The sequence below is a fragment of the Caballeronia sp. GAWG2-1 genome (assembly GCF_023631405.1).
Taxonomy (GTDB): Bacteria; Pseudomonadota; Gammaproteobacteria; order Burkholderiales; family Burkholderiaceae; genus Caballeronia.
Genome location: NZ_JALQDD010000002.1, coordinates 1 through 21,252, shown reverse-complemented (window position 1 = coordinate 21,252; position 21,252 = coordinate 1). Strand labels below are relative to the sequence as shown.

Annotated in this window: 18 protein-coding genes, 1 tRNA gene and 1 pseudogene; 6 read left to right on the top strand and 14 right to left on the bottom strand. The window is 62.2% G+C overall.

Going from position 1 to position 21,252, the window contains the following annotated elements; genetic code table 11:
* Nucleotides 1–42: 42 nt before the first annotated feature.
* Nucleotides 43–342: an Asp-tRNA(Asn)/Glu-tRNA(Gln) amidotransferase subunit GatC gene (gene gatC, locus NCR98_RS00500; protein ID WP_244826745.1), complete on the bottom strand. Its 300-nt coding sequence runs from the start codon at nucleotides 340–342 to the stop codon at nucleotides 43–45.
* Nucleotides 343–730: 388 nt separating this feature from the next.
* Here gatC and NCR98_RS00495 point away from each other — a divergent pair, with 388 nt between their 5' ends.
* The 5 genes from NCR98_RS00495 to rodA all read left to right on the top strand — a co-directional run bounded on the left by NCR98_RS00495 (nucleotide 731) and on the right by rodA (nucleotide 7,155).
* Entirely contained in the window at nucleotides 731–1,774 is a 1,044-nt protein-coding gene (locus tag NCR98_RS00495; RefSeq protein ID WP_004189550.1) for a rod shape-determining protein, read from the top strand.
* A gap of 196 nt (nucleotides 1,775–1,970) precedes the next feature.
* Complete coding sequence (mreC, locus tag NCR98_RS00490; protein ID WP_250525271.1) at nucleotides 1,971–3,080, top strand: rod shape-determining protein MreC; 1,110 nt, start codon at nucleotides 1,971–1,973, stop codon at nucleotides 3,078–3,080.
* Nucleotides 3,077–3,589, top strand: coding sequence for a rod shape-determining protein MreD (gene mreD / locus NCR98_RS00485; protein WP_250525270.1), 513 nt, complete (start codon nucleotides 3,077–3,079; stop codon nucleotides 3,587–3,589). Before mreC ends, mreD begins: the two co-directional genes overlap by 4 nt.
* Nucleotides 3,590–3,666: 77 nt before the next feature.
* On the top strand, nucleotides 3,667–5,988 hold the full coding sequence (mrdA, locus tag NCR98_RS00480; RefSeq protein ID WP_250508444.1) for a penicillin-binding protein 2: 2,322 nt from the start codon (nucleotides 3,667–3,669) through the stop codon (nucleotides 5,986–5,988).
* A 12-nt stretch (nucleotides 5,989–6,000) separates the two neighbouring features.
* The gene (gene rodA, locus NCR98_RS00475) at nucleotides 6,001–7,155 is read left to right on the top strand and encodes a rod shape-determining protein RodA (protein ID WP_244826741.1); all 1,155 of its coding nucleotides are present in this window, start codon (nucleotides 6,001–6,003) and stop codon (nucleotides 7,153–7,155) included.
* A 39-nt stretch (nucleotides 7,156–7,194) separates the two neighbouring features.
* Here the strand turns inward: rodA and NCR98_RS00470 are convergent, their stop codons facing one another.
* From NCR98_RS00470 to queC, 5 genes are all read right to left on the bottom strand, one after another.
* Complete coding sequence (locus NCR98_RS00470; protein WP_250508443.1) at nucleotides 7,195–7,884, bottom strand: tetratricopeptide repeat protein; 690 nt, start codon at nucleotides 7,882–7,884, stop codon at nucleotides 7,195–7,197.
* Nucleotides 7,881–8,663, bottom strand: a complete 783-nt coding sequence (locus NCR98_RS00465) for an HpcH/HpaI aldolase family protein (protein WP_250525269.1) — start codon at nucleotides 8,661–8,663, stop codon at nucleotides 7,881–7,883. The genes NCR98_RS00470 and NCR98_RS00465 overlap by 4 nt, the downstream gene beginning before the upstream one ends.
* Before the next feature lie 162 nt (nucleotides 8,664–8,825).
* Nucleotides 8,826–9,272 carry a 6-carboxytetrahydropterin synthase QueD gene (gene queD, locus NCR98_RS00460; RefSeq protein ID WP_250525268.1) on the bottom strand — a complete coding sequence of 149 codons (447 nt, stop codon included), beginning with the start codon at nucleotides 9,270–9,272 and terminating at the stop codon, nucleotides 8,826–8,828.
* Nucleotides 9,273–9,289: 17 nt separating this feature from the next.
* Nucleotides 9,290–9,922: a 7-carboxy-7-deazaguanine synthase gene (gene queE, locus NCR98_RS00455; RefSeq protein WP_250525267.1), complete on the bottom strand. Its 633-nt coding sequence runs from the start codon at nucleotides 9,920–9,922 to the stop codon at nucleotides 9,290–9,292.
* Nucleotides 9,923–9,946: 24 nt separating this feature from the next.
* On the bottom strand, nucleotides 9,947–10,681 hold the full coding sequence (gene queC / locus NCR98_RS00450) for a 7-cyano-7-deazaguanine synthase QueC (protein ID WP_244826736.1): 735 nt from the start codon (nucleotides 10,679–10,681) through the stop codon (nucleotides 9,947–9,949).
* A 1,495-nt stretch (nucleotides 10,682–12,176) separates the two neighbouring features.
* Between queC and NCR98_RS00445 the strand changes: the two genes are divergently transcribed.
* Complete coding sequence (locus NCR98_RS00445; RefSeq protein ID WP_250462896.1) at nucleotides 12,177–13,088, top strand: glycoside hydrolase 5 family protein; 912 nt, start codon at nucleotides 12,177–12,179, stop codon at nucleotides 13,086–13,088.
* A gap of 175 nt (nucleotides 13,089–13,263) precedes the next feature.
* Here NCR98_RS00445 and NCR98_RS00440 read toward each other — a convergent pair.
* The 8 genes and pseudogenes from NCR98_RS00440 to NCR98_RS00405 form a co-directional block, all read right to left on the bottom strand.
* Nucleotides 13,264–13,339: transfer RNA gene (locus tag NCR98_RS00440), tRNA-Phe, on the bottom strand.
* A gap of 95 nt (nucleotides 13,340–13,434) precedes the next feature.
* A complete protein-coding gene (esaR, locus tag NCR98_RS00435; RefSeq protein WP_250462569.1) occupies nucleotides 13,435–14,148 on the bottom strand; it encodes a response regulator transcription factor EsaR in 714 nt (237 codons plus the stop codon).
* A complete protein-coding gene (locus NCR98_RS00430; RefSeq protein ID WP_284502940.1) occupies nucleotides 14,149–16,578 on the bottom strand; it encodes a sensor histidine kinase in 2,430 nt (809 codons plus the stop codon). It lies immediately after the preceding gene.
* 22 nt (nucleotides 16,579–16,600) lie between these two features.
* Nucleotides 16,601–17,197, bottom strand: a complete 597-nt coding sequence (locus NCR98_RS00425) for a DUF4390 domain-containing protein (RefSeq protein WP_250462564.1) — start codon at nucleotides 17,195–17,197, stop codon at nucleotides 16,601–16,603.
* The gene (rsmB, locus tag NCR98_RS00420) at nucleotides 17,194–18,654 is read right to left on the bottom strand and encodes a 16S rRNA (cytosine(967)-C(5))-methyltransferase RsmB (RefSeq protein WP_250525266.1); all 1,461 of its coding nucleotides are present in this window, start codon (nucleotides 18,652–18,654) and stop codon (nucleotides 17,194–17,196) included. The genes NCR98_RS00425 and rsmB overlap by 4 nt, the downstream gene beginning before the upstream one ends.
* 163 nt (nucleotides 18,655–18,817) lie before the next feature.
* Complete coding sequence (htpX, locus tag NCR98_RS00415) at nucleotides 18,818–19,672, bottom strand: zinc metalloprotease HtpX (protein WP_244826731.1); 855 nt, start codon at nucleotides 19,670–19,672, stop codon at nucleotides 18,818–18,820.
* Between the two features lie 129 nt (nucleotides 19,673–19,801).
* Complete coding sequence (locus NCR98_RS00410) at nucleotides 19,802–20,449, bottom strand: LysE family translocator (RefSeq protein WP_250462559.1); 648 nt, start codon at nucleotides 20,447–20,449, stop codon at nucleotides 19,802–19,804.
* Nucleotides 20,450–20,543: 94 nt separating this feature from the next.
* Nucleotides 20,544–21,167: pseudogene (locus NCR98_RS00405) on the bottom strand (methionyl-tRNA formyltransferase); the annotation flags it as partial.
* Nucleotides 21,168–21,252: the final 85 nt, after the last annotated feature.

Here is a 21,252-nt window from a genome sequence, read left to right as displayed (position 1 = left end):
TTCGGCGCTGGATACGCCCGACGCGTTACTTGTTCGATTGCGTTATTCGATGACCTTCGGCACCAGATACAGCCCGTCTTGAACGGCTGGCGCACTGCGCTGGAACTCTTCGCGCTCGACGCGCTCTGAAACTGCGTCGTCGCGCAGGCGCAGCGCGACTTCCTCGATTTGTTCGATCGGATGCGCAAGCGGTTCGATGCCGGAGGTATCCACGGCCTGCATCTGTTCGACGAGACCGAAGAAGTCATTCAGGCGCGCGAGCGTGGGTTCTGCCTCGTGTTCGGGCAACTCGAGCCGCGCGAGATGCGCGATACGTTTTACGTCGGTCAGGGTCAAAGACATGAAAATCACCGGAGATAAGCGTGGACTTCCCAATCTCGAAAACACACTGCGCCGCGATAGTTTGCGGCGCGCGTTGCGATCCTGGGAAAAGCGCTAAAAAGCAGACTGGCGACGGCAAAAAGTGCCATCCTTTTCCTATAGATACGCCCAAATTATAAGGTATCATTACACGTTCGACTCACTTCTGGATTGACCTGCCAGCGGCTTTCTCCTTGAATCGTTAAATTGCGAGAAACGTTTACGCGGCACGTCTTATCCTGCGGTAGATTTCCTCGCGGATTTGCACTTCACGGCGAACCTTCGCCGCCCCGGCAAACCGTTATTTTTTCCGCTGCCGTCCCCGGCGCTCATAGCGACGCACGGCCACCCAGCGAGACAGGATTTTTGAATGTTCGGTTTTTTGCGCAGCTACTTTTCCAACGACCTGGCGATTGACCTCGGCACCGCCAACACGCTGATCTACATGCGCGGCAAGGGCATCGTTCTCGACGAGCCATCGGTCGTTTCAATTCGCCAGGAAGGCGGCCCGAACGGCAAGAAGACCATTCAGGCAGTCGGCAAGGAAGCCAAACAGATGCTCGGGAAAGTGCCGGGCAACATCGAGGCCATCCGCCCGATGAAGGACGGCGTGATCGCCGACTTCACCGTTACCGAGCAGATGATCAAGCAGTTCATCAAGACTGCACATGAATCCCGCATGTTCTCGCCGTCGCCGCGCATCATCATCTGCGTGCCGTGCGGGTCCACGCAAGTCGAGCGCCGCGCCATCAAGGAAGCAGCGCACGGCGCGGGCGCCTCGCAGGTTTATCTCATTGAAGAACCCATGGCCGCTGCCATCGGCGCAGGTCTGCCGGTTTCGGAAGCCACGGGTTCCATGGTCGTCGACATCGGCGGCGGCACGACGGAAGTCGGCGTCATCTCGCTTGGCGGCATCGTGTACAAAGGCTCGGTGCGCGTCGGCGGCGACAAGTTCGATGAAGCCATCGTCAACTACATCCGTCGCAACTACGGCATGTTGATCGGCGAGCAAACGGCTGAAGCCATCAAGAAGGAAATCGGTTCGGCGTTCCCCGGCTCCGAAGTGAAGGAGATGGAAGTCAAGGGCCGCAATCTTTCCGAAGGCATTCCGCGTAGCTTCACCATTTCCAGCAACGAAATTCTCGAAGCGCTGACCGACCCGCTGAATCAGATCGTCTCGTCGGTGAAGATCGCGCTGGAACAAACTCCGCCGGAACTCGGCGCGGATATCGCCGAACGCGGCATGATGCTGACTGGCGGCGGCGCGCTGTTGCGCGATCTCGACCGTCTGCTCGCGGAAGAAACCGGCTTGCCGGTGCTGGTCGCGGAAGATCCGCTGACCTGCGTCGTGCGCGGTTCGGGCATGGCGCTCGAACGCATGGACAAGCTCGGCAGCATCTTCTCCTACGAGTGATACGGCCGTGACCTTCAGACTTCGCTGTTCCACGACCTCACGGTCTTCCACGCACAGTCTGAACGCACCCGCGTAACGCGACGCGCACACGGCCCGGCTCATGTCCGGGCCGTTGTTGAAACAGCGTAGGGCAGGCTCAGCCGAAACCGGCAAACCTGCAGCATCGATCCACCCGCTCACGCCCTCGGCGCCGACCATGGAATACAGTCCGCCGCCACTTTTCAAGCAAGGCCCTTCCGCGCTCGCGCGACTGATCTTCTTTGTGGTGCTCGCCATCGCATTGCTCGTTTCGGATGCGCGGTTCAATACGCTGGAAATTGCGCGCGGCATGCTCGGCGCCGGCCTCTATCCGCTGCAACGCGCGGCGCTCGTGCCGCGCGACATCTTCATGGGCGCGGCCGACCTCGCGGTTACGAGCGCCACCTTGCGCAGCGAGAACCGCAAGCTCTCCGACAAGAATCTGGACCTGTCCGTCAAGGCGGGCGATGCCTCTCAGCTTTCGGCTGAGAACGCGCATCTGCGTGCATTGCTGAATCTGCAATCGCGCGCGACGACGCAAACCACGCCCGTCGAAATCCAATACGACACGCGCGATCCTTTCACGCAGAAAGTCGTGATCGGCAAGGGTTCGCAGCAAAACATCCAGGATGGCGCGCCCGTCGTGACAGAAGACGGCGTGATCGGTCAAGTCACGCGCGTGTTTCCGTTGCAATCGGAAGTCACGCTGCTGACGGACAAGGATCAAGCGGTGCCGGTGCAGATCGCGCGCACGGGTTTGCGCAGCGTGATCTACGGCACGCCGAAAGGCGACACACTCGACCTGCGCTTCGTGCCGATCAGCGCCGACGTCCAAGCTGGCGACGAACTCGTGACGAGCGGTCTCGATGGCATCTATCCGCCGGGACTCGCGGTGGCCAAAGTGCTGCGCGTCGACAAGCAGGCGGATACGGCATTCGCGCGCGTCGTCTGCGTGCCTATTGCCGCTGTTCGCGGCGCGCGTCAGTTGCTCGTACTGCATTACAACGTGAACGTGCCGCCGAATCCGATCGAAGTCGAAGCCGCCGCCGCTGCAAAGGAAGCGAAAGAGAACAAGGGCAAGAAGAAGCCTATCGCGAAGGCCACGGTCTCCACCGAGGGTGCAAGCGGCGCATCGGCCGCGTCGGCTGCCGCTCCGGTATCCGCTCCCGCTGCCGTGGAAAAGCCCAGCGCGAAACCTGCCGCGCCGAAAGCCGCCTCGGCCGCTACCGCCCGGCCATCGCGAAAAGCGCATATGCCTAAGCCCGCATCCGCGAGGGCCGCGCAATGAACCGCCCGCAATACATTCTTCAGCCGGTCAATCCGTACTTCATCACCTTCAGCCTCGCTGCAGCGTTTCTGCTGAATCTGGTGCCTTGGGGCCGGCTTATCGGCATACCGGATTTCGTCGCGCTCGTGCTGCTGTTCTGGAACGTCCATCAACCGCGCAAGGTGGGCATGGGCATCGCGTTTCTGCTTGGGCTGTTGATGGACGTGCATAGCGCGAATCTGCTCGGCGAACATGCGCTGGCTTATACCTTGTTGTCTTATGGCGCGATTACCATTCACAGGCGTGTCCTGTGGATGTCCCTGCCTGTACAAACCTTCGTCGTCGCGCCGCTTCTGGTGGGCGCGCATCTCGTGCCGTTCGTGATCCGCCTGATGACGGGCGCCGCGTTTCCCGGCTGGAGTTATCTCGTCAACGGATTTGTCGAAGCCGCGCTCTGGCCGGTCACGAGTTTTCTTTTGCTGATACCGCAACGACGCGCCGCCGATCCCGACGATACGCGCCCGATCTGAGCGCCACCGCGCGCGTGCCGCCCCCGATGCGAACGCGCGCGGACTACACTTGAATCGCGACCCACCGCGAAAGCTGCATGACCGAAATAAAGAACACCGAGCAACAGTTGTCCAGATTCCGCCTGCGCGTCGCGGCGGCGGGAATGTTCGTGTTCGTCTGCTTCGGTTTGATCGGCCTGCGTTTCCTCTATCTGCAGGTCTGGAACTTCAGCAAATACTCGTTGCAGGCAAACGAGAACCGCATCTCCGTGGCGCCGATCGTGCCGAACCGCGGCATCATCACCGATCGCAACGGCGTGGTGCTGGCGAAGAACTATTCCGCTTACACGCTCGAAATCACGCCGTCCAAGATCACCGCGTCGCTCGACGACACCATCGACGCACTCTCGCAAGTCATTCCTATCGATTCACGCGATCGCCGGCGTTTCAAGAAGCTGCTGGAAGACTCGAAGAACTTCGAAAGCCTGCCAATCCGCACGCGTCTCACCGACGACGAAGTCGCCAAGTTCACCGCACAGCATTACCGCTTTCCGGGCGTCGAAGTGCGCGCGCGGCTCTTCCGGCAATATCCGCTCGGCATGACGGCCGCGCACGTCATCGGCTATATCGGGCGAATTTCGCAGCGCGATCAGGAGCGTATCGACGACGCGAGCGACGCCAACGACGAAGCCTCCGATCACTACGATCCGCGTCTCGACGCCAACAACTACAAGGGCACGGATTACGTCGGCAAGATCGGGGTCGAGCAGAGCTACGAAACCGAGCTGCATGGTCTGACAGGTTTCGAGGAAGTCGAAGTCACGGCGGGCGGCCGCCCGGTCCGCACGATGTCGCGCACGCAGGCGACGCCCGGCAACAACCTCGTGCTGTCGCTCGATATCGGGCTGCAGCAGGTCGCCGAGCAAGCATTCGCGGGCAAGCGTGGCGCGCTCGTGGCAATCGAGCCATCGACGGGCGACGTGCTCGCGTTCGTGTCCGCGCCGAGCTTCGATCCGAATTCCTTCGTCGATGGTATCGATCAGCAGACGTGGGACGCGCTCAACAACTCGCCCGATCATCCGTTGCTGAATCGTCCGCTGCATGGCACGTATCCGCCGGGCTCGACCTATAAGCCGTTCATGGCGCTCGCCGCGCTCACGCTGCACAAGCGCACGCCTGGCTGGGGCTTTCAGGACCCCGGCTTCTTCACGTTCGGCGGTCACACGTTCCGCAACGACGTGCGCTCGGGTCAGGGCTGGGTGGACATGAATCGCGCGATCGTCGTGTCGAACGACACGTACTTCTACATGCTCGCGCGCGACCTCGGCGTGAACGCGATGGCCGGCTTCATGAAGCCGTGGGGATTCGGCCAAATTACCGGGATCGACATTTCGGGTGAGGCGCGCGGCATTCTTCCGTCGACGGAATGGAAGCGCAAGGCGTATCGCAAGCCGGAGCAGCAACGCTGGTACGAAGGCGAAACGATCAGCCTTGGCATCGGGCAGGGCTACAACTCGTTCACCATCCTGCAGCTCGCGCACGCCACGGCGACGCTTGCCAATAACGGCGTCGTGATGAAGCCGCACCTGGTGCGCGACATCGAGAATCCGCTGACGAAGGCCATGCGCGTCGTGGTGCGCGACCCGAGCGACAAGATTCCCGTGCGCCAGCAAGACGTCGACTTCATCAAGCGCGCAATGGAAGGCGTCATCACGAACGGTACAGCCGCGAAGCTCTTCGTGGGCGCGCCTTATCAGGCAGCGGGCAAGACCGGAACCGCGCAGGTTTACTCGCTGCAGGGCGCGAACTATCACGGTCACGCGACGGCCGAGCATTTGCGCGACCACGCGTTGTTCATCGCGTTTGCGCCGGCCGAGCAGCCGAAGATCGCGCTTGCGCTGATCGTCGAAAACGGCGGCTGGGGCGCGGAATCGGCGGGGCCGGTCGCGCGCAAGGTGCTCGACTATTATCTGGTCGATCGCCTGAAGCCTGGCGCCGAGGCGGCCGCGATCGAAGCCGCCGCATCCGCGACCACGGACGCCGGCCTGCCGATGATCGGCGGCACGCAATCGCCCGTCGCGGCGGCGCTGCCGGCCTCGGTGGTGAACGCGTCGCCGGCGTTCTCGCCGCTGGCGGCGTCGAATCCGGCGGTGGCTCGGGCTGCATCGGCGCCGGCGTTGCCTGCATCATCGCCGAAAGCAGCGAACGCGCGCATCGCTTCGGCGCCAGCGGCGGCGTCTGCAGCACGGGCCGCGAATGCGCGCGTCGCTTCGGCGCCTGCCGCGGCGTTGCCCGCGTCCGCGCCGGGCCGCAAGCCCGCGCCGAACAAACGACCCGCCGAACCCACGCCGACGATGGTCCGCAGCAACCCGAACGACGCCGTGCGCACGCTGGCGCCGTCCGGCGGTATCGACGAATAAAGGATGACCGGCATGCAACTCACCTTCGACAAGCACGTCTGGAAAGAGCACGCAAAGCGCATGTTCGCGGGCTTCGACAAGCCGCTCGCGCTGATCGTCTTCTTGTTGCTGTGCGTGGGAATCGTGACCCTGTATAGCGCGAGTATCGACATGCCGGGCCGCGTGGAAGACCAACTGCGCAACATCATGCTGACCTTCGGGCTGATGTGGGTGCTCGCCAATATCCCGCCGCAAACGCTGATGCGCTTCGCCGTCCCGCTGTACACCGTCGGCGTGGCGCTGCTGATAGCGGTCGCGGCGTTCGGGCTCACGCGCAAGGGTGCAAAACGCTGGCTCAATGTCGGCGTGGTGATCCAGCCGTCGGAAATCATGAAGATAGCGATGCCGCTCATGCTCGCGTGGTATTACCAGCGGCGTGAAGGCAACATTCGCTGGTGGGATTACGTTGCTGGGTTCGTCATTCTGCTGCTGCCCGTTGCGCTGATCGCCAAGCAGCCGGACCTCGGGACGGCAGTGCTCGTGTTCGCGGCGGGGATGTTCGTCATCTATTTCGCGGGACTCAGTTTCAAGCTGATCGTGCCGGTGCTCGCGGCGGCCGTGGTCGTCATCGCGTGCGTGGCGGTGTTCCAGAACCGCATCTGCCAGCCCGAAGTGAACTGGCCGATGATGCACGACTATCAAAAGCATCGTATCTGCACGCTGCTCGATCCGACTTCAGACCCGCTCGGCAAAGGCTTTCACACCATTCAGGCGGTGATTGCCATCGGCTCCGGCGGCACGCTCGGCAAGGGCTGGCTGAAGGGCACGCAGGCGCACCTGGAATTCATCCCCGAAAAGCACACGGACTTCATCTTCGCGGTGTTCGCCGAGGAATTCGGCCTCGCGGGCGGGCTCGTGCTGCTCTTTCTCTATATGGCGCTGATCGCGCGCGGACTGTTCATCGCGGCAAACGGCGCCACCTTCTTCGGGCGATTATTGGCCGGTTCGCTCACGCTCGCGTTCTTCACCTACGCGTTCGTCAATATCGGCATGGTGAGCGGAATTCTGCCCGTGGTCGGCGTGCCATTGCCGTTCATGAGTTACGGCGGGACAGCGCTCACCACGCTCGGCGTCGCTGTTGGACTCATCATGAGCGTCGCGCGACAGAAGCGATTGATGCAAGGCTAGCCTCAATCCCCGTGTCCCGAAAAAGCCGCAGTGTCATGTTCACTGCGGCTTTTGCTTTTCCAGCTCCGCGCTCAGTTGCAGGTACTTGAGCTTCGCCGCCGGATCGCCTTGCGCGGCGGCCGCCGCGTAATAAGCACGCGCGACGTTGAGATTGCGCTCGACGCCATCGCCGCCACGTTCGTAGAACGATCCCGCCACGTATTGCGCGGTCATGTCGCCGCCTTCCGCCGCCTTCTTGTACCAGGTGAATGCCTGCTCGTTGTCGCGCGTGGTGCCGCGTCCATCGAGAAACTGGTTGGCGAGCGCGAGTTCCGCCTGCACGTGTCCCTGACTCGCGGCGCGCAAGAACCAGCGATGCGCTTCCGCCGGGTCCTTGTCCACGAACTGGCCGTCGTCGTACATCTTGCCGTACACGAACTGCGCGTGAGACATGTTGGCGTCGGCGGCGCTACGCAACCACTTCTTGCCTTCAGGGACATTTGCGGGACCGCCTTCGCCGTTCAGCAGCATCATCGCGTAATTGAATTCGGCGAGGCGGCTGCCCTTTTGCGCGGCGCGACGGAACTGCGAACGCGCTGAGACGAGATTGCCCGCGTTGTAATCGGCGACTGCGTTTTGCGTCGCGAGGTCCGTCGGCTTTGGCATCGTCTGCGACTGCGCGTTGGCCGCGAACGCCACGCCGAACATCAGACAGGCCGCAGCGATGCCGCCACGCCAAGCCGTGTTCATGCTCTCGCCTCCTGCAAAGCCTGACGCGTCGCCTTCAGGAGCCACATGACATCGGCGGCGAGCGCGATCAGGTTAATGCCGGCTTGCGCATATTGCCGCGCGCCAGCGACATCGATCGCGAAAATGCCGCTCGCGATGCCCGCGCGCTTCGCGGCTGCCGCAACCTTGTCGATGGCTGCCTGCACATCCGGGTGCTTCATGTCGCCGAGATGGCCGAGGCTTGCCGCGAGATCCGCGGGCCCGATGAAGAGGCAGTCTATGCCCGGCGTCGCCGCGATCTCGTCGACGGCTTCGAGCGCCGCCACCGATTCGATCTGCACGATGGTCGCGATCTGCGCGTTCGCGCCCGTCACGTAGTCGCGCCGCATGCCGTACGCAGCCGCGCGCACCATGCCCGCGACGCCGCGCAAGCCGTCGAGCTGGGCTTCGGTCGGATACTGCGTGAGCTGCACGATGCGCGCGGCATCGTCGGCTGATTGCACGTTGGGGAACATCAGCGTGCGCGCGCCCGCGTCGAGCACGCGCTTGACGAGCCAGCCATCGGAGAACGGCACGCGCACGATCGGCTCGCTCGGCAGATGCGCCGCCGCGATCGCGCGCAACTGATCGACGACGTCGCGGCTATCGTTCGGCGAGTGCTCCATGTCGATACACAGCCAGTCGAAGCCCGCGTGCGCGAGCGCTTCGGCGGCATCGGCACTGCCAAGCGACAGCCACAGGCCGAAGAGCGCGCCGGGTTCGGAGAGACGTTGCTTGAGGGGATTCGTAAAGGTGCTCATTGCGCGACTCCTGGAAGTTGGGCGCGCTTCGAGAAGCGGAAAAACGGCGGAAGGAATGACGGCATTACTCGCGCTCCGTTTGTGTCGCCGCGGAAGACGGGCGATTCAACGAGCGATGATACCGTGACGGCGACGCAGGCGTGGGCCGCGCCGCCGGATGCGTCAGGCGTGTTCCACGTCGGCCCAACAATTGGGCGTTTCGTACAAGCGAAGGCGCTTGAGCTTGAGATTGACGCCGTAATGCGCGTCGTAGACTTCCGCGAGAATCTTGAACGCGACCGCCGCCATATTCTCGACCGTCGGAATACGGTCGAACACGACAGTCTTGTGATCGGCCATCGACTGCAAAAAATTGCGTACTTTCACGTCGCCTTCGTAGACGATGAAAGCGTGATCCCACTTGTTGACGAGATGCTCCATGGCGAGCGACTTCACATCCGCGAAGTCCATGACCATGCCGCGATCGGGCGCGCCTTCGACATCCACGAGATCGCCTTGCAGCGTGATTTCGAGCACGTAACGATGCCCGTGCAAATTGCGGCACTGACTGCGGTGATCGGGGATGCGGTGGCCCGCATCGAATTCGAGTTTTCGGGTAATCGTCTGCACGTCGGCGGGACCGTCTGTCAGGGAATGTTCAAATATTTATGCGTCTGCATCGACAGCCGCCACTTGGGATGCCGCTTGCACCAGTCGACCGCGAGCTTCGTGTTCATGTCGCGCGACGGGCCGTCCATTGGCTGGACGAGGAAGTACTCGAAATCGAGCTTTTCGTAATCGGCGAGGCGCTGGTTGTCCTGCGGCACGACGACCTTCAGCTCATGGCCCTTGGTCACGACGAGCGGTGCGTCGGCTTTCGGACTCACGCAAATCCAGTCGATGCTGTCGAGTACCGGCAGCGAGCCATTCGTTTCGATAGCCATTTCGAAGCCGGCGCCGTGAAGGGCATCGACGAAAGGCTGGTCGATTTGCAGCATCGGTTCGCCGCCCGTGCAGACGACGAACTTGTTCGCCTCGCCTTCGGGCCAGAGCGAGGCGATCATCGCGACGAGTTCGGCGGGCGTGCGGTATTTGCCGCCGTTCTCGCCATCGGTGCCGACGAAGTCGGTATCGCAGAACTGGCAGACGGCTTCAGCGCGATCCTGCTCGCGACCCGACCACAGATTGCAGCCGGCAAAGCGGCAAAACACGGCCGGACGCCCTGCGTTCGCGCCCTCGCCTTGCAACGTGTAGAAGATTTCCTTCACTGCGTACGTCATGACTGCTCTGTGATCAATTGGAGTTCAAACCGGCGCGATAGTGACTTGCTCGCCCGCGCGGTATGCCTCGTAACCGCGTTTGCGCAGCTTGCACGCCGGGCATTGGCCGCAGCCGAAGCCCCAGTCGTGTAGCTCGGCGCGCTCGCCTACATAGCACGTATGCGTTTCGACGCGGATCAATTCGACGAGCGCGTCGCCGCCGAGCGTTTCAGCCAGACGCCACGTGTCGGCCTTGTCGAGCCACATCAGCGGCGTTTCCAGCGCGTAACGCGTCTCCATGCCGAGATTGAGCGCCACTTGCAGCGCTTTCATGGTGTCGTCACGGCAATCGGGATAACCGGAGAAATCCGTCTCGCACATGCCGCCGACGAGAACTTTCAATCCGCGCCGATACGCCACCGCCGCCGCGATCGTCATGAACAACAGATTGCGTCCGGGCACGAAGGTGTTCGGCAGGCCGCTTGCGGTCGACTGAATCTCGATTTCGCGTGTCATCGCGGTATCGCTGATGGCGCCGAGAACCGATAGATCGATTGTGTGGTCTTCGCCGAGCCGCTCAGCCCAATGCGGAAAATCGCGCAGCACGGCGGCGCGAAAACCGTCACGACACTCGAGTTCGACGCGATGCCGCTGACCATAGTCGAAACCCAGCGTCTCGACGGTCTTATAGCGTTCGAGCGCCCAGGCAAGGCATGTGGCCGAGTCCTGTCCGCCGGAAAACAGCACGAGCGCGCTGTCCTTAGCGTCTGTACGAGTCACCGTGAAACTCCGTGTTTGAGATTGGCCTGCGGGCCATGTCGCCGGTCGGTAAGAGAGACATGCTTTTACCCCGACGTTTCAGTATAGGCCGACGACCCTTTCCCCACGTGCGGCGACTCTTATGTCCCATATACGAAGGCGTCGCCAGAATTGGCACGCTTTTGACCGGCCGCACCTGTGAGCCACAACGTCGAAAAACAAAAAGGACCTGCGGTCCGAGGACAGGCAAGTCCTTAATTCGATGCGGATTTTATCACGCAGCGCGATTGTTTGCCGATCGTTAGGCTCGCTGCGCCGAGCGAAGAGTTACCCAAAACGCTTCGAAGATTCAGCACGGATTATCGGTAAAGGCCGGCGATACGCACCGAACTCTGGTTGCGGGAGACATACCACCACGCGGCTGAAGGTCATTCTTCTATAAGGAAACGCCGTCACTTGAATGGATCATCTTTTCCACACACGCGGTCGTGGATGACCTCCCGGTTATCCGTCGCAACTGTGTGCGACACACTCAAATTCGGAAATATATACTTATCTGCCAAAATGAAATCGGCAAAACTGTCTTTAAAAGCTAAAGGTCCGCGCCGATGAGCCGTAATTCTAGGTAATCGTCCCGAAAGACGGTTTGCGTCAAGCAATAAGTTCCGCTTTACCAGAATTCGCGCCTGAAGGCGAATTCAACGCGCAAACGTTTAAACGCAGCAAGCGCGTGGCTTTTTCTTCGTGCCGGTCCATAGGTTAATACGCCGCAATCGCTCCAGGCGCTCGAAACGTGTGGACGACCGGCGCTGGTCCGGCTGTCTGGCAGCGTCCGGCATTGCCGTTGGACTGATCTGCCCACCCTTCGGGGCAATTTCATTCGGCATCCGAATGAACTCGCTCCCGGCACCCATCCGCAGGGTTAAGCGGGACGCAGGTCCGTAACCGATTTGCCGATTCATTTCCGGCGCTTTGGTCAACGCACTCATTTTCTGAGCCGACGCACAACACATCATTAGTAACGCTAACTAATAATATGAAGAATTCGACCCATACCCCTGCCCGTTTCGCCTTCACCGCTCCCAAGGCAAGTCTGATTGCCGCCACGATCGTCGCCAGCGTGCTGCTCACCGCGTGCGGCGGGGCCGGCAACGACGCCTTCGACCTCGCATCGACCGCTGAAGCCTCGAAGCGCAATACATCGGCATTCGTCGTGACGGCGCCGACGGTCAACGCAACCGCGACCGGCACCGTGACCGTGAAAGGCACGACCGGATCGAAATGGACCACGGTTTCTGTCGTCGACATGACGACGGGCAACAAGGTAGCGCGCGATGCCGTGCCCGCAAGCGGGGCATTCTCGACGACCGTCGATACCACGCGTCAGGTCAACGGCGTGCATACGTGGCAGATCACGGCGGCGAATGCATCGAACAGCGTGCGCTCGGTGCAAAACGTCAGCGTGACGGTGTCGAACACGAAGGCCACGACGCCTGCCACGCCGACCACCACCAAGATCTTCTACGGCGCGAACGGCCACAATAACGAAGGCGGCGCATACGACATTTCCAGCCCCGCGCTGCAACTGTCGCAACTGCAGGATCTCGGCGTGAAGCTGTACCGCAACGAGGTCTATAGCCAGGCTGCGGCGACCAAGCTCGCGGGCATTGCGAAGACGATGGCGGCAGGCGGCGTGACCGTGTATCCGGTGATGCTGATGGGTATCGACTTCAACAGCGAAACCGATGCTTATAACGCAGGCTTTGCGCTCGGCCAGCAGACGGCCGCCGCGAGCAAGTATCCGTACTATGAAGTCAGCAATGAACTCGAAGCGGACTGCCTCACGGGCAACGTGGATGGCGTCTATCCCCAGCACTTCGACAACAAGAAGTTCCAGATTGCGCGTGGCGTGATCCGCGGCATGATCGCCGGCGTGAAGTCGGTGGATACGGCGGGCAAGATCATCATGGGCGGCGGCGCATGGATGCACTACGGCTTCGACCAGATGCTCGCGGCCGGCACACAGCCGGACGGCACGACGGGTCACCCTGTTGTGAGCTGGGACGTCACCGCATGGCACTGGTACTCGGACCAGGGCGACATCACGAACGCATGCGGCGGCACGGGCTGCCACGACATCCTTGCGACGCTGCAGGCAATGGGCAAGCCGATCTGGATCAACGAATTCGGCGTGCGTCCGAACATGGGCACGGATCAACAGATCGCGTCGTACCTCGTCGGCAACAAGATGATGGCTCAGTTCGTCTCGGTGGCGACGAAGTACAACATCCAGGCTATCCAGACGTACGAACTGTACGACGATCCGGCGGGCGGCGAAGGTGCTTACGGTCTGATCAAGAACGACGGCAAGACGGTGAAGGCGGCTTACACGGCATTCAAGAACTTCGTCACGGCAAACCCGAAGTAAAGATGTTCTTTCAAGCGGCTCGCAGTCGGGGCCGCATGAAGCAAAAAAAAGCGGACAGGCAAATCAAACGCCTGTCCGCTTTTTTCGCTTGTTTCGTGCAGATACCGAGCCTGACAAAAGCCCGGCCGCAAAAGAAAAAGCCCGAGAGTGATGACACTCTCGGGCTTCTTAATTCTGGTGGCCTGGGACGGAATCGAACCATCGACACGCGGATTTTCAATCCGCTGCTCTACCAACTGAGCTACCGGGCCATCGGAGAAGTAAGACTATATCAGAGTGATGCACGAGGCTCAAGCCTTGAGCCGAATTTTTCTCTAATTCGACGCAATCGGCTCGATGCCGCGGGTCAAACGTCGTTCTTGTTCTTTCCGAGATCGACGCCCAATTGCTTGAGCTTGCGGTACAAGTGCGTACGTTCGAGCCCTGTCTTTTCGGCGACGCGCGTCATGCTGCCGTTCTCGCGCGCGAGGTGATATTCGAAGTACGCGCGCTCGAAAGCATCGCGGGCGTCGCGCAAGGGAATATCGAACGAGATCGATGCCGTCTGTCCCGCGTTCGGCGATGCCCCGCCCGAAGCCGCGTCGCCGGGTGTGGCGTTCAACGCCGACGCGCTCGGCAGCGCAGCGGCCACCGGCACGCCGGATGCCCCCGCGCTCGTCAGCGGCTTGGTCGATGACACGACCGCGGGCGCCGCGCTTCCATGCGCCAGGCCCTGCTCGACCGCCTTCAGCAGTTTCTGCAACGCGATCGGCTTCTCGAGAAAATTGAGCGCGCCGATCTTCGTCGCTTCGACGGCCGTGTCGATGGTCGCGTGCCCCGACATCATGATCACCGGCATCGTGAGCTTGCCCTGCGCGGCCCACTCCTTCAGCAGCGTTACGCCGTCGGTGTCGGGCATCCAGATGTCGAGCAGCACGAGGTCGGGCGTCTGCTGCAAGCGGTAGTCGCGCGCGTGTTGCGCGTTCTCCGCCACGTCCACCACGTGGCCTTCGTCGCTCAGGATCTCGGAGAGCAGTTCCCGGATCCCCATTTCATCGTCTACTACCAGGATGGTCGCCATTTAAGCTGCCCTTGTCTGCACTGTTGCTTTTGTCGTTCCGTGATTCGCTGCCGTGCCCGTTCCCCGCGTCGTCGCGCCGGGAGCGGCGGTATCGTCCGCGAGTTGAAGAAACAGAATCGATATCTGCGCGCCCTCGATGACATCCGCGTTCTTCGACCGATTGCGAATGTCGATGCGCGCGCCGTGCTCGTCGACGATCTTCTTCACCGTTGCAAGTCCTAGTCCCGTGCCCTTTGCTTTCGTCGTGACGTACGGCTCGAAAGCGCGTGACAAGATGCGCGCCGGGAAGCCCGAACCGTTGTCCGACACCGTGAGCCGTACCGCGACACGCGCATGGCCCGATGCGTCAGGCTCGCCATATTCTACTGTTCTCGTTTCGAGAAGCACGCGCGGCTCCGCGACATCGGCCACGGCGTCCTGCGCGTTCTGCAACAGGTTGTGAATCACCTGTCTTATCTGCGTGGCATCGCCGCGAATTACCGGCAGTTTCGTGAGGTCCACCTTGATCGCGCTCTTGCCTTCCTCGATGCCGTACAAGGTCAGCACTTCGGCGACCAGTTCGTTCAATTGCAGATTACCGAGGACGGCCGGCGGCGTGCGCGCGTATTCGCGGAAATCGTCGACCATCTGCTTCATCGCCTGCACTTGATTGACGATGGTCGTCGATGCGCGCCTCAGCACTTCGGCGTCCGGCGCGGCGAGTTTGTCCGCGAGCTTCATTTGCAGGCGTTCGGCGGAAAGCTGAATGGGCGTGAGCGGATTCTTGATCTCATGCGCAAGGCGCCGCGCCACTTCGCCCCAAGCCACGGAACGTTGCGCGGAGATCACGTCGGAGATATCGTCGAACACGACGACATAGCCGGTGGTTTCCGCGTCGTCGGAGTCGGCGTCGGTGGCGCTCAGCAACTGCGTGCCGCGCACGAGCAAGGTGAGCGGCTCGTTCTCGCCAGGCACCGTCACCGCGACTTGCTGCTGCCAGTGTCCGCGATCGCCAATGGGATGCCCGCTGCCGACAGCGGCGGCATCGCGTTCGGCGAAGGCTTTCTTGACCATCGCGCCGAACTCGCCGAGGGCATCGATCTGATCGAGCGGCTGATTCAGCAAGCCGATAAAGCGCTGCCGGAAGATGCGTTCCGCGCCGCGATTGACAGTGGTGAGCCGAAACTGCCGGTCGAACACGAACACGCCCGCCGTGAGATTCGCGAGAATGCTTTCCAGATACGCCTTCGAATGCTCCAGCGCGATGCGGTTGTTTTCCACCGCCGCGCGCGCCTCGGAAAGCTGCCGCGTCATCGCGTTGAACGACTGCGTGAGAAAGCCGAGTTCATCGCGCGAATTAATCTCGCGTTTTGGCGTGTAGTCGCCTTCGGCCACCTCCTTCGTGCCTTGCGCGAGCAGAAACAGCGGTCGCGCGAGCTGATTGCCAAGCGCGAGCGCGAGCATCATCGCGATGAACGTGGCGAGAAAGAGCGCGAGCGTCAGCGTGCCGATATACATCTTGCGCAAGCCCGTGCGCCCCAGCCGCTTTTCCTGATATTCACGATACGCGCGCTGCACGGCATCCGCGTTGCGCGCGAGTTCCTGACTCACCGGCTGCTCGATCTGCAGGAAGCGATCGACGTGCTGAAATTCCGTGGTCGTCGTGGGATCGGGGATCTTCGTGATCACCCGCAATCGCAACGCGCCTTTCGGCCCGGTGGACGATGGATCGCCGTCGATCTCGCCTTCTATTGCGCCATATGGATGATCTTGCGCCTCCTTCAGCATCGAGCCGGTCGGCTCGTTCGTCGGCAACAGCGAATAGTAGTTGCCCGAGGCCTGCGCGATAGTGCGCAATCCCGACACGCGCTGCGTGCCGTTATTCGCGGACAGATCCTCGCGGTTGTACTGATCGCGCGGACGCTCGAACACGACCGCGTCCTGAATGTTGTATTGATCGCGCAACCGCAGGAGCGAAAGCGTGAGACTCGACTGATCCGCGCTAGCAAGCTGATCGCTCATTTGCCGGCCGCGCGCCTTGAAGTCGGCGAGCGATGTCTGCAACATGCCGCGCCCGAGCGTGAGACCCGACGTGAGCGCGGTCTCGACGTTCACGTCGAACCAAGATTCGATACTGCGCGACACGAACTGATACGACACGACGTAGATGATTGCGCCCGGCAGCACGCCGACCAGCGCGAAGATCAACGCGAGCTTGGCCAGTAGCCGCGTGCCGAAGCGGCCCTGCCGCACGCGCGCCACGATGATCGCCGTGAGGCTGATCACGATCAGCATGAAGATGAGCGCAATCGCCACGTTCGCCGCGTAGAGCCAGCCGTAATAGCGGTCGAAGAATTCGGTATTGGCGCTGGCGAGCGCGAGCATCACGAGCAGCAGAACCGCCGTGACCGCCACTGTCGAGACCAGCAACCGGACGACGAGACTTTTCATGTCCGTGCGGCCGCGTCGAAATCTATTTCGCACGTTCTGCCGCCGTAAAAGTAAAACGCTTCCAGTCCGATGAAAGGTTCCAGTCGCGGTTGTTCACCGCGTCGATCTGGAACGGCTTGGGCATCAGCGCGATGTCGAGTTGCATGCGCACCGATGCGTTATAGGTTTCGCCGGGATGCACCTGATTGCGGTCGAAGACATGCCACGATGTCACGTGCTTGATCACCGCCATGGCTTCGTTGAGCGATGCAAAGCGCAATTGCAGGCCGCCGGTCGACACGCGATATTCATTGGTCAACGGCTGATAAGACAGCCGGATGCTCTGCGAAACATTCACCGGCTCCTCGTCGAACCAGTACCAGCGCGGCCGGGACAAGTTGAAGTCGATGGTGAAATAGAGCGGCACGCTGCGATTCACGGCTTCTTCGAGGCTGCTGTTGAGGTCGAAGTCGAAATGGGCATCGAGATTCCAGCCGTTATTGTCCGACTGCAACGAAGCCCGCTGCACGGAAATGGTTTCGGCGAAGGCGGAATCCGCTGCCGCGAAATACAGGCAGAACGTCAGCGCGGTCCAGACGACGAGCGCAAGCCGAAGCGGAAAAAGGCGTTTGATCGTCACCGTTTCTGAAAGCGCGCGTAGAAGAATCCGTCGTGGTCCGCGCGGTAACTCGATGCAGCTTCCGCGTTCCCGTTCGATGGCTGGCCGGCCACTTGTGTACTGTCCCGTGACCCGTTTGCCGCGCCCGCGCCCGCACCGGCACGCGCCCTGGTCGGCAGCAACTGGCCCGGCGCGTCCAATCGTACCGCATCTTCATGCGTGCTTCCAAACCAGCGAGCCTGCTCTTCGCCTTCCTCGGGAAAGATCGAGCAAGTCACGTAGAGCAACTCGCCACCCTTGGCGACGAGCGGCCAGAGCGCCGTGAGAATGCGCCGCTGTTCTTCGACGAGCGTCGCGATGTCCGAGGGCCGCCGCAACCAGCGGATGTCCGGATGACGCCGCACGATGCCCGAGGCCGAACACGGCACGTCCGCGAGAATGCGATCGAACGGCGCGCCGTCGAACCATTGCGAAGGATCGCCGGCATCGCCCACGCAAATCTCGGCGTGCAGCTTGAGGCGCGCGAGATTTTCGCCGATACGTCCCGCGCGAGTCGCATCGCTTTCCAGCGCGACGAGTTCGACATTCGCGAGTTCGAGGATATGACCGGTCTTGCCGCCAGGCGCGGCGCACGCGTCGAGTACGCGCATGCCGTCACGCGCGTCGAGCGCTTGTGCCGCGAGTTGCGCGCCCGCGTCCTGCACGGAGACGACGCCATCCGCGAAGCCCGGAATACGCTCGACCGGCAGCGGTGTTTCAAGGCGCACCGCGTGCAGGCCGGCGGCTTCCGCTTGGATATGCTCCTGCCGCAAGCGTTCGAGATAGGCATCGACGGTGACGTGACGCGCGCTCACACGCAGCGTGAGCGGCGCCTGCACGTTGCCCGCATCGAGAATGTCTTGCCACGCGTCCGGCTGACCGCGCTTCACGGCGTCGATCCACCATTGCGGGTAATTCCAGCGCGCGACTTCGCTCACACGCGCTTCTTCGAGGAGCGCATCGCGTTCGCGCAGAAAGCCGCGCAGCACGGCGTTGACGAGGCCCTTCGCGAAAGCAAACTCGCGGCGCGTGGCGATGGCGGTCACCGCCTGATCGACGACGGTGAACGGCGCGTAGGCCGCGTGCGCTTCGTCGTCGGTGAGCAGCGTGAACGCGCAGACCAGCACGTTGGTCACGTGCGGCGGCGGCGCCTTGCGGACGAGCTTATGCAAAAGCGCATCGGCAAGTGCGAGACGGCGCATCGCGCGATACGCAATGTCCTGAATCGCGCCCCGCGCCGCCGGCTGCCTGCCCGCGGCGACAACCGTCTGCAAGGCGGCCGGCAACGCCGATCCCGCGCGCACGGCGCCGACCGCCTGCGCCGCGCCGTCGAGCGCGAACGCAAGGGAATCGGGAGCAAGATGCAGCGCGCTCAAATGAGTCGCTCCGCGCGCCGAGTGCGGCGCGGTGGAAAGTCGCCGGGAAGGCTTGTCGGTCATGTGTAAGGTCGTGCGACTTCGTGTGAACATCGATTCGAACGACGATTGTAACGTGCAAGGCTTCGTGGCCCGGTGCTTGCGCGTTTCGCACCACAAAGGAAAAAGGCCGCGCCAGCGTGACTGGAACGGCCTTCGGTGTTACGCGTCGTGACGACGCCCCGGATTACATGCGCCCGGTGCGCGCCATTTCCATCAAGCGCGCGACGCGTTCTTCCGTCGCCGGGTGCGTCGAGAACCAGTTCGCGATGCTGCCGCCCGACAGCGGATTCATGATCATCATCTGCGCCGTGGCCGGGTGCGCTTCCGCCGTGGGGAACGGCACGCCGGACGCATACGCGTGGATTTTCTCGAGCGCGCTGGCGAGCGCCTGTGGATCGCCGGAAATCTCCGCGCCGCCGCGATCCGCCTCGAATTCACGCGCGCGAGAAATGGCCATCTGGATCAACGCGCCCGCAATAGGCGCGAGGATAGCCACCGCGATGCTCGCAATCGGGTTCGACGGGCGCCCTTCGTCATCGCGGCCACCGAAGAACATGGCGAAGTTCGCGAGCGCGGAGATTGCACCGGCCATCGTCGCCGAAATGGTCGAGATGAGAATGTCGCGATGCTTCACGTGCGCCAGTTCGTGCGCCATCACGCCGCGCATTTCGCGCTCGGACAGCACGCGCAGGATGCCGGTGGTCGCCGCGACGGCCGCGTGTTCCGGATTGCGACCGGTTGCAAACGCGTTCGGCGCGTCTTCGTTGATGAGGTAGACACGCGGCATTGGCAACTGAGCGCGCGTGGCCAGGTCGCGCACCATGCGATAAAACTGCGGCGCAGTGGTTTCGTCGACCTCCTGCGCGTTGTACATGCGCAGGACCATCTTGTCCGAGAACCAATACGAAAAGAAATTCATGCCGAGCGCGACGACGAGCGCGAGCATCATGCCCTTCGACCCGCCGATCATCCCGCCGATCACGACGAAGAGGGCCGTGATCGCAGCCATCAGCATCGCGGTTTTGACCCAGTTGAACATGTCAGGAACTCCTATCCCTAATACGGTGCGCACTTTGCGCGATGGTCCCGGCCACACTGGCCAGGACGCTCATTGTAAGCAAATCGTTAGATAGGGGCGTCCGCGAAAAATTCAATCGGGTTGTTGCGTTCAGCGATGTGACGTCGCGAGCTTCAGTCCCAGGCCGACGAACGCCGTGCCCACACCGCGGTCCAGCCACTTTTTCATCCCCGGTTTGCCCGAAAAACGTTCGGTGACGCTGCCCGCGATCCACGCAACGAAGCTGTTCCAGACCGTGCTCATGGCGATAAACACGAGTCCGAGTGTGAGAAACGCGAGCGTCTTGTGCTGGCTGTCCGCCGCGACGAATTGAGGAAAGAACGAGACGAAAAACAGCACGACTTTCGGATTCAGCACGTTCGTGACGAAGCCTTGCGCGAACAATTGATGCAGCGATTTTGGCGCGGCTTGCGCGCTGGTTCGTGCTGCGTGAGCGTCTACGGCCTTGTCGTGCTTCGTGAGAATGAGCCGCACGCCGAGATAAATCAGGTAGATCGCGCCAGCGATCTTGACGACGGTGAACGCCGTGGCCGATGCCGCGAGAATCGCCGTCAATCCGAATGCGCACGCGAGCGTATGAACGATGCAGCCCGCCGAGATGCCGAGCGCGGATACGATTCCCGCGCCGCGTCCCTGCGCGACGCTGCGCCCGACGATATAGGCGGTATCGGGGCCGGGCGTGACATTCAGCAGAAAGACGGCGACGAGAAAGAAGGCAAAACCGGTAATGCCGAGCATCGGAAACTCCAAGCGTGCGCGTGTTGAAGATTCACGATTCTAGCGCCGCGCGACGCATGCGTTACATGTCCGTCGCGCGTGCTTCAAGCCTGGGTCAAGCGTCCGGATCGGTTTCCTGCAGCGCGAAACGCTGACCTCGGGCAAGCGGCGCGCCCGCGAGAAACTCGCGCACGGGCAGGCGCTTGCCACCGGGCTTTTGCAACTGCGTGAGCCTGAGCGCGCCCGTTCCGCAGGCGACGACGATTCCTTCCGCCGACACATCCACGATGGTGCCCGGATCGGCTTGCCACTCGCCGCTCACCGGCTGCGCGGACCAGATCTTGATCGCGACGCCATCGAGCGTGCCGACCGCGCCGGGGAACGGGTCGAACGCGCGCACCTGACGCGCAAGCGTTTCTGCCGGACGCCGCCAGTCGAGCGCGGCCTCGTTCTTGGCGATCTTCTGTGCGTAGGTCGTGCCGTCGTCAGGCTGCGGTTTCGATGGCAGCGCGCCGTCGCGTTCGAGGTCGCGAAGAGCCGCGACGATCAGATCCGCGCCAAGTTTCGCGAGGCGGTCGTGCAGCGTGGCGGTGGTGTCGTCCGCGCCAATAGCCGTGCGGCCCTCGCGGATCATCGCGCCGGTGTCGAGGCCCGCGTCCATTTGCATGAGCGTAATGCCCGATTCGGCGTCGCCCGCTTCGATCGCGCGATGGATCGGCGCGGCGCGGGGGGGGCGGGGGGCGCAACCACCCCGCCTGGTTTTTGGGGCGCCCGGGGGGCCGTGGCCCGCATACACCGGCCGGGTGTTCCCGAAACCGCCGCAC

Bases quoted from the DNA above. Each gene is read 5' to 3' on its own strand.
- gatC (WP_244826745.1), bottom strand. From the start codon at position 342: ATGTCTTTGACCCTGACCGACGTAAAACGTATCGCGCATCTCGCGCGG.
- NCR98_RS00495 (WP_004189550.1), top strand. From the start codon at position 731: ATGTTCGGTTTTTTGCGCAGCTACTTTTCCAACGACCTGGCGATTGAC.
- mreC (WP_250525271.1), top strand. From the start codon at position 1,971: ATGGAATACAGTCCGCCGCCACTTTTCAAGCAAGGCCCTTCCGCGCTC.
- mreD (WP_250525270.1), top strand. From the start codon at position 3,077: ATGAACCGCCCGCAATACATTCTTCAGCCGGTCAATCCGTACTTCATC.
- mrdA (WP_250508444.1), top strand. From the start codon at position 3,667: ATGACCGAAATAAAGAACACCGAGCAACAGTTGTCCAGATTCCGCCTG.
- rodA (WP_244826741.1), top strand. From the start codon at position 6,001: ATGCAACTCACCTTCGACAAGCACGTCTGGAAAGAGCACGCAAAGCGC.
- NCR98_RS00470 (WP_250508443.1), bottom strand. From the start codon at position 7,884: ATGAACACGGCTTGGCGTGGCGGCATCGCTGCGGCCTGTCTGATGTTC.
- NCR98_RS00465 (WP_250525269.1), bottom strand. From the start codon at position 8,663: ATGAGCACCTTTACGAATCCCCTCAAGCAACGTCTCTCCGAACCCGGC.
- queE (WP_250525267.1), bottom strand. From the start codon at position 9,922: ATGACGTACGCAGTGAAGGAAATCTTCTACACGTTGCAAGGCGAGGGC.
- esaR (WP_250462569.1), bottom strand. From the start codon at position 14,148: ATGGCGACCATCCTGGTAGTAGACGATGAAATGGGGATCCGGGAACTG.
- NCR98_RS00430 (WP_284502940.1), bottom strand. From the start codon at position 16,578: ATGAAAAGTCTCGTCGTCCGGTTGCTGGTCTCGACAGTGGCGGTCACG.
- rsmB (WP_250525266.1), bottom strand. From the start codon at position 18,654: ATGACCGACAAGCCTTCCCGGCGACTTTCCACCGCGCCGCACTCGGCG.
- htpX (WP_244826731.1), bottom strand. From the start codon at position 19,672: ATGTTCAACTGGGTCAAAACCGCGATGCTGATGGCTGCGATCACGGCC.
- NCR98_RS00410 (WP_250462559.1), bottom strand. From the start codon at position 20,449: ATGCTCGGCATTACCGGTTTTGCCTTCTTTCTCGTCGCCGTCTTTCTG.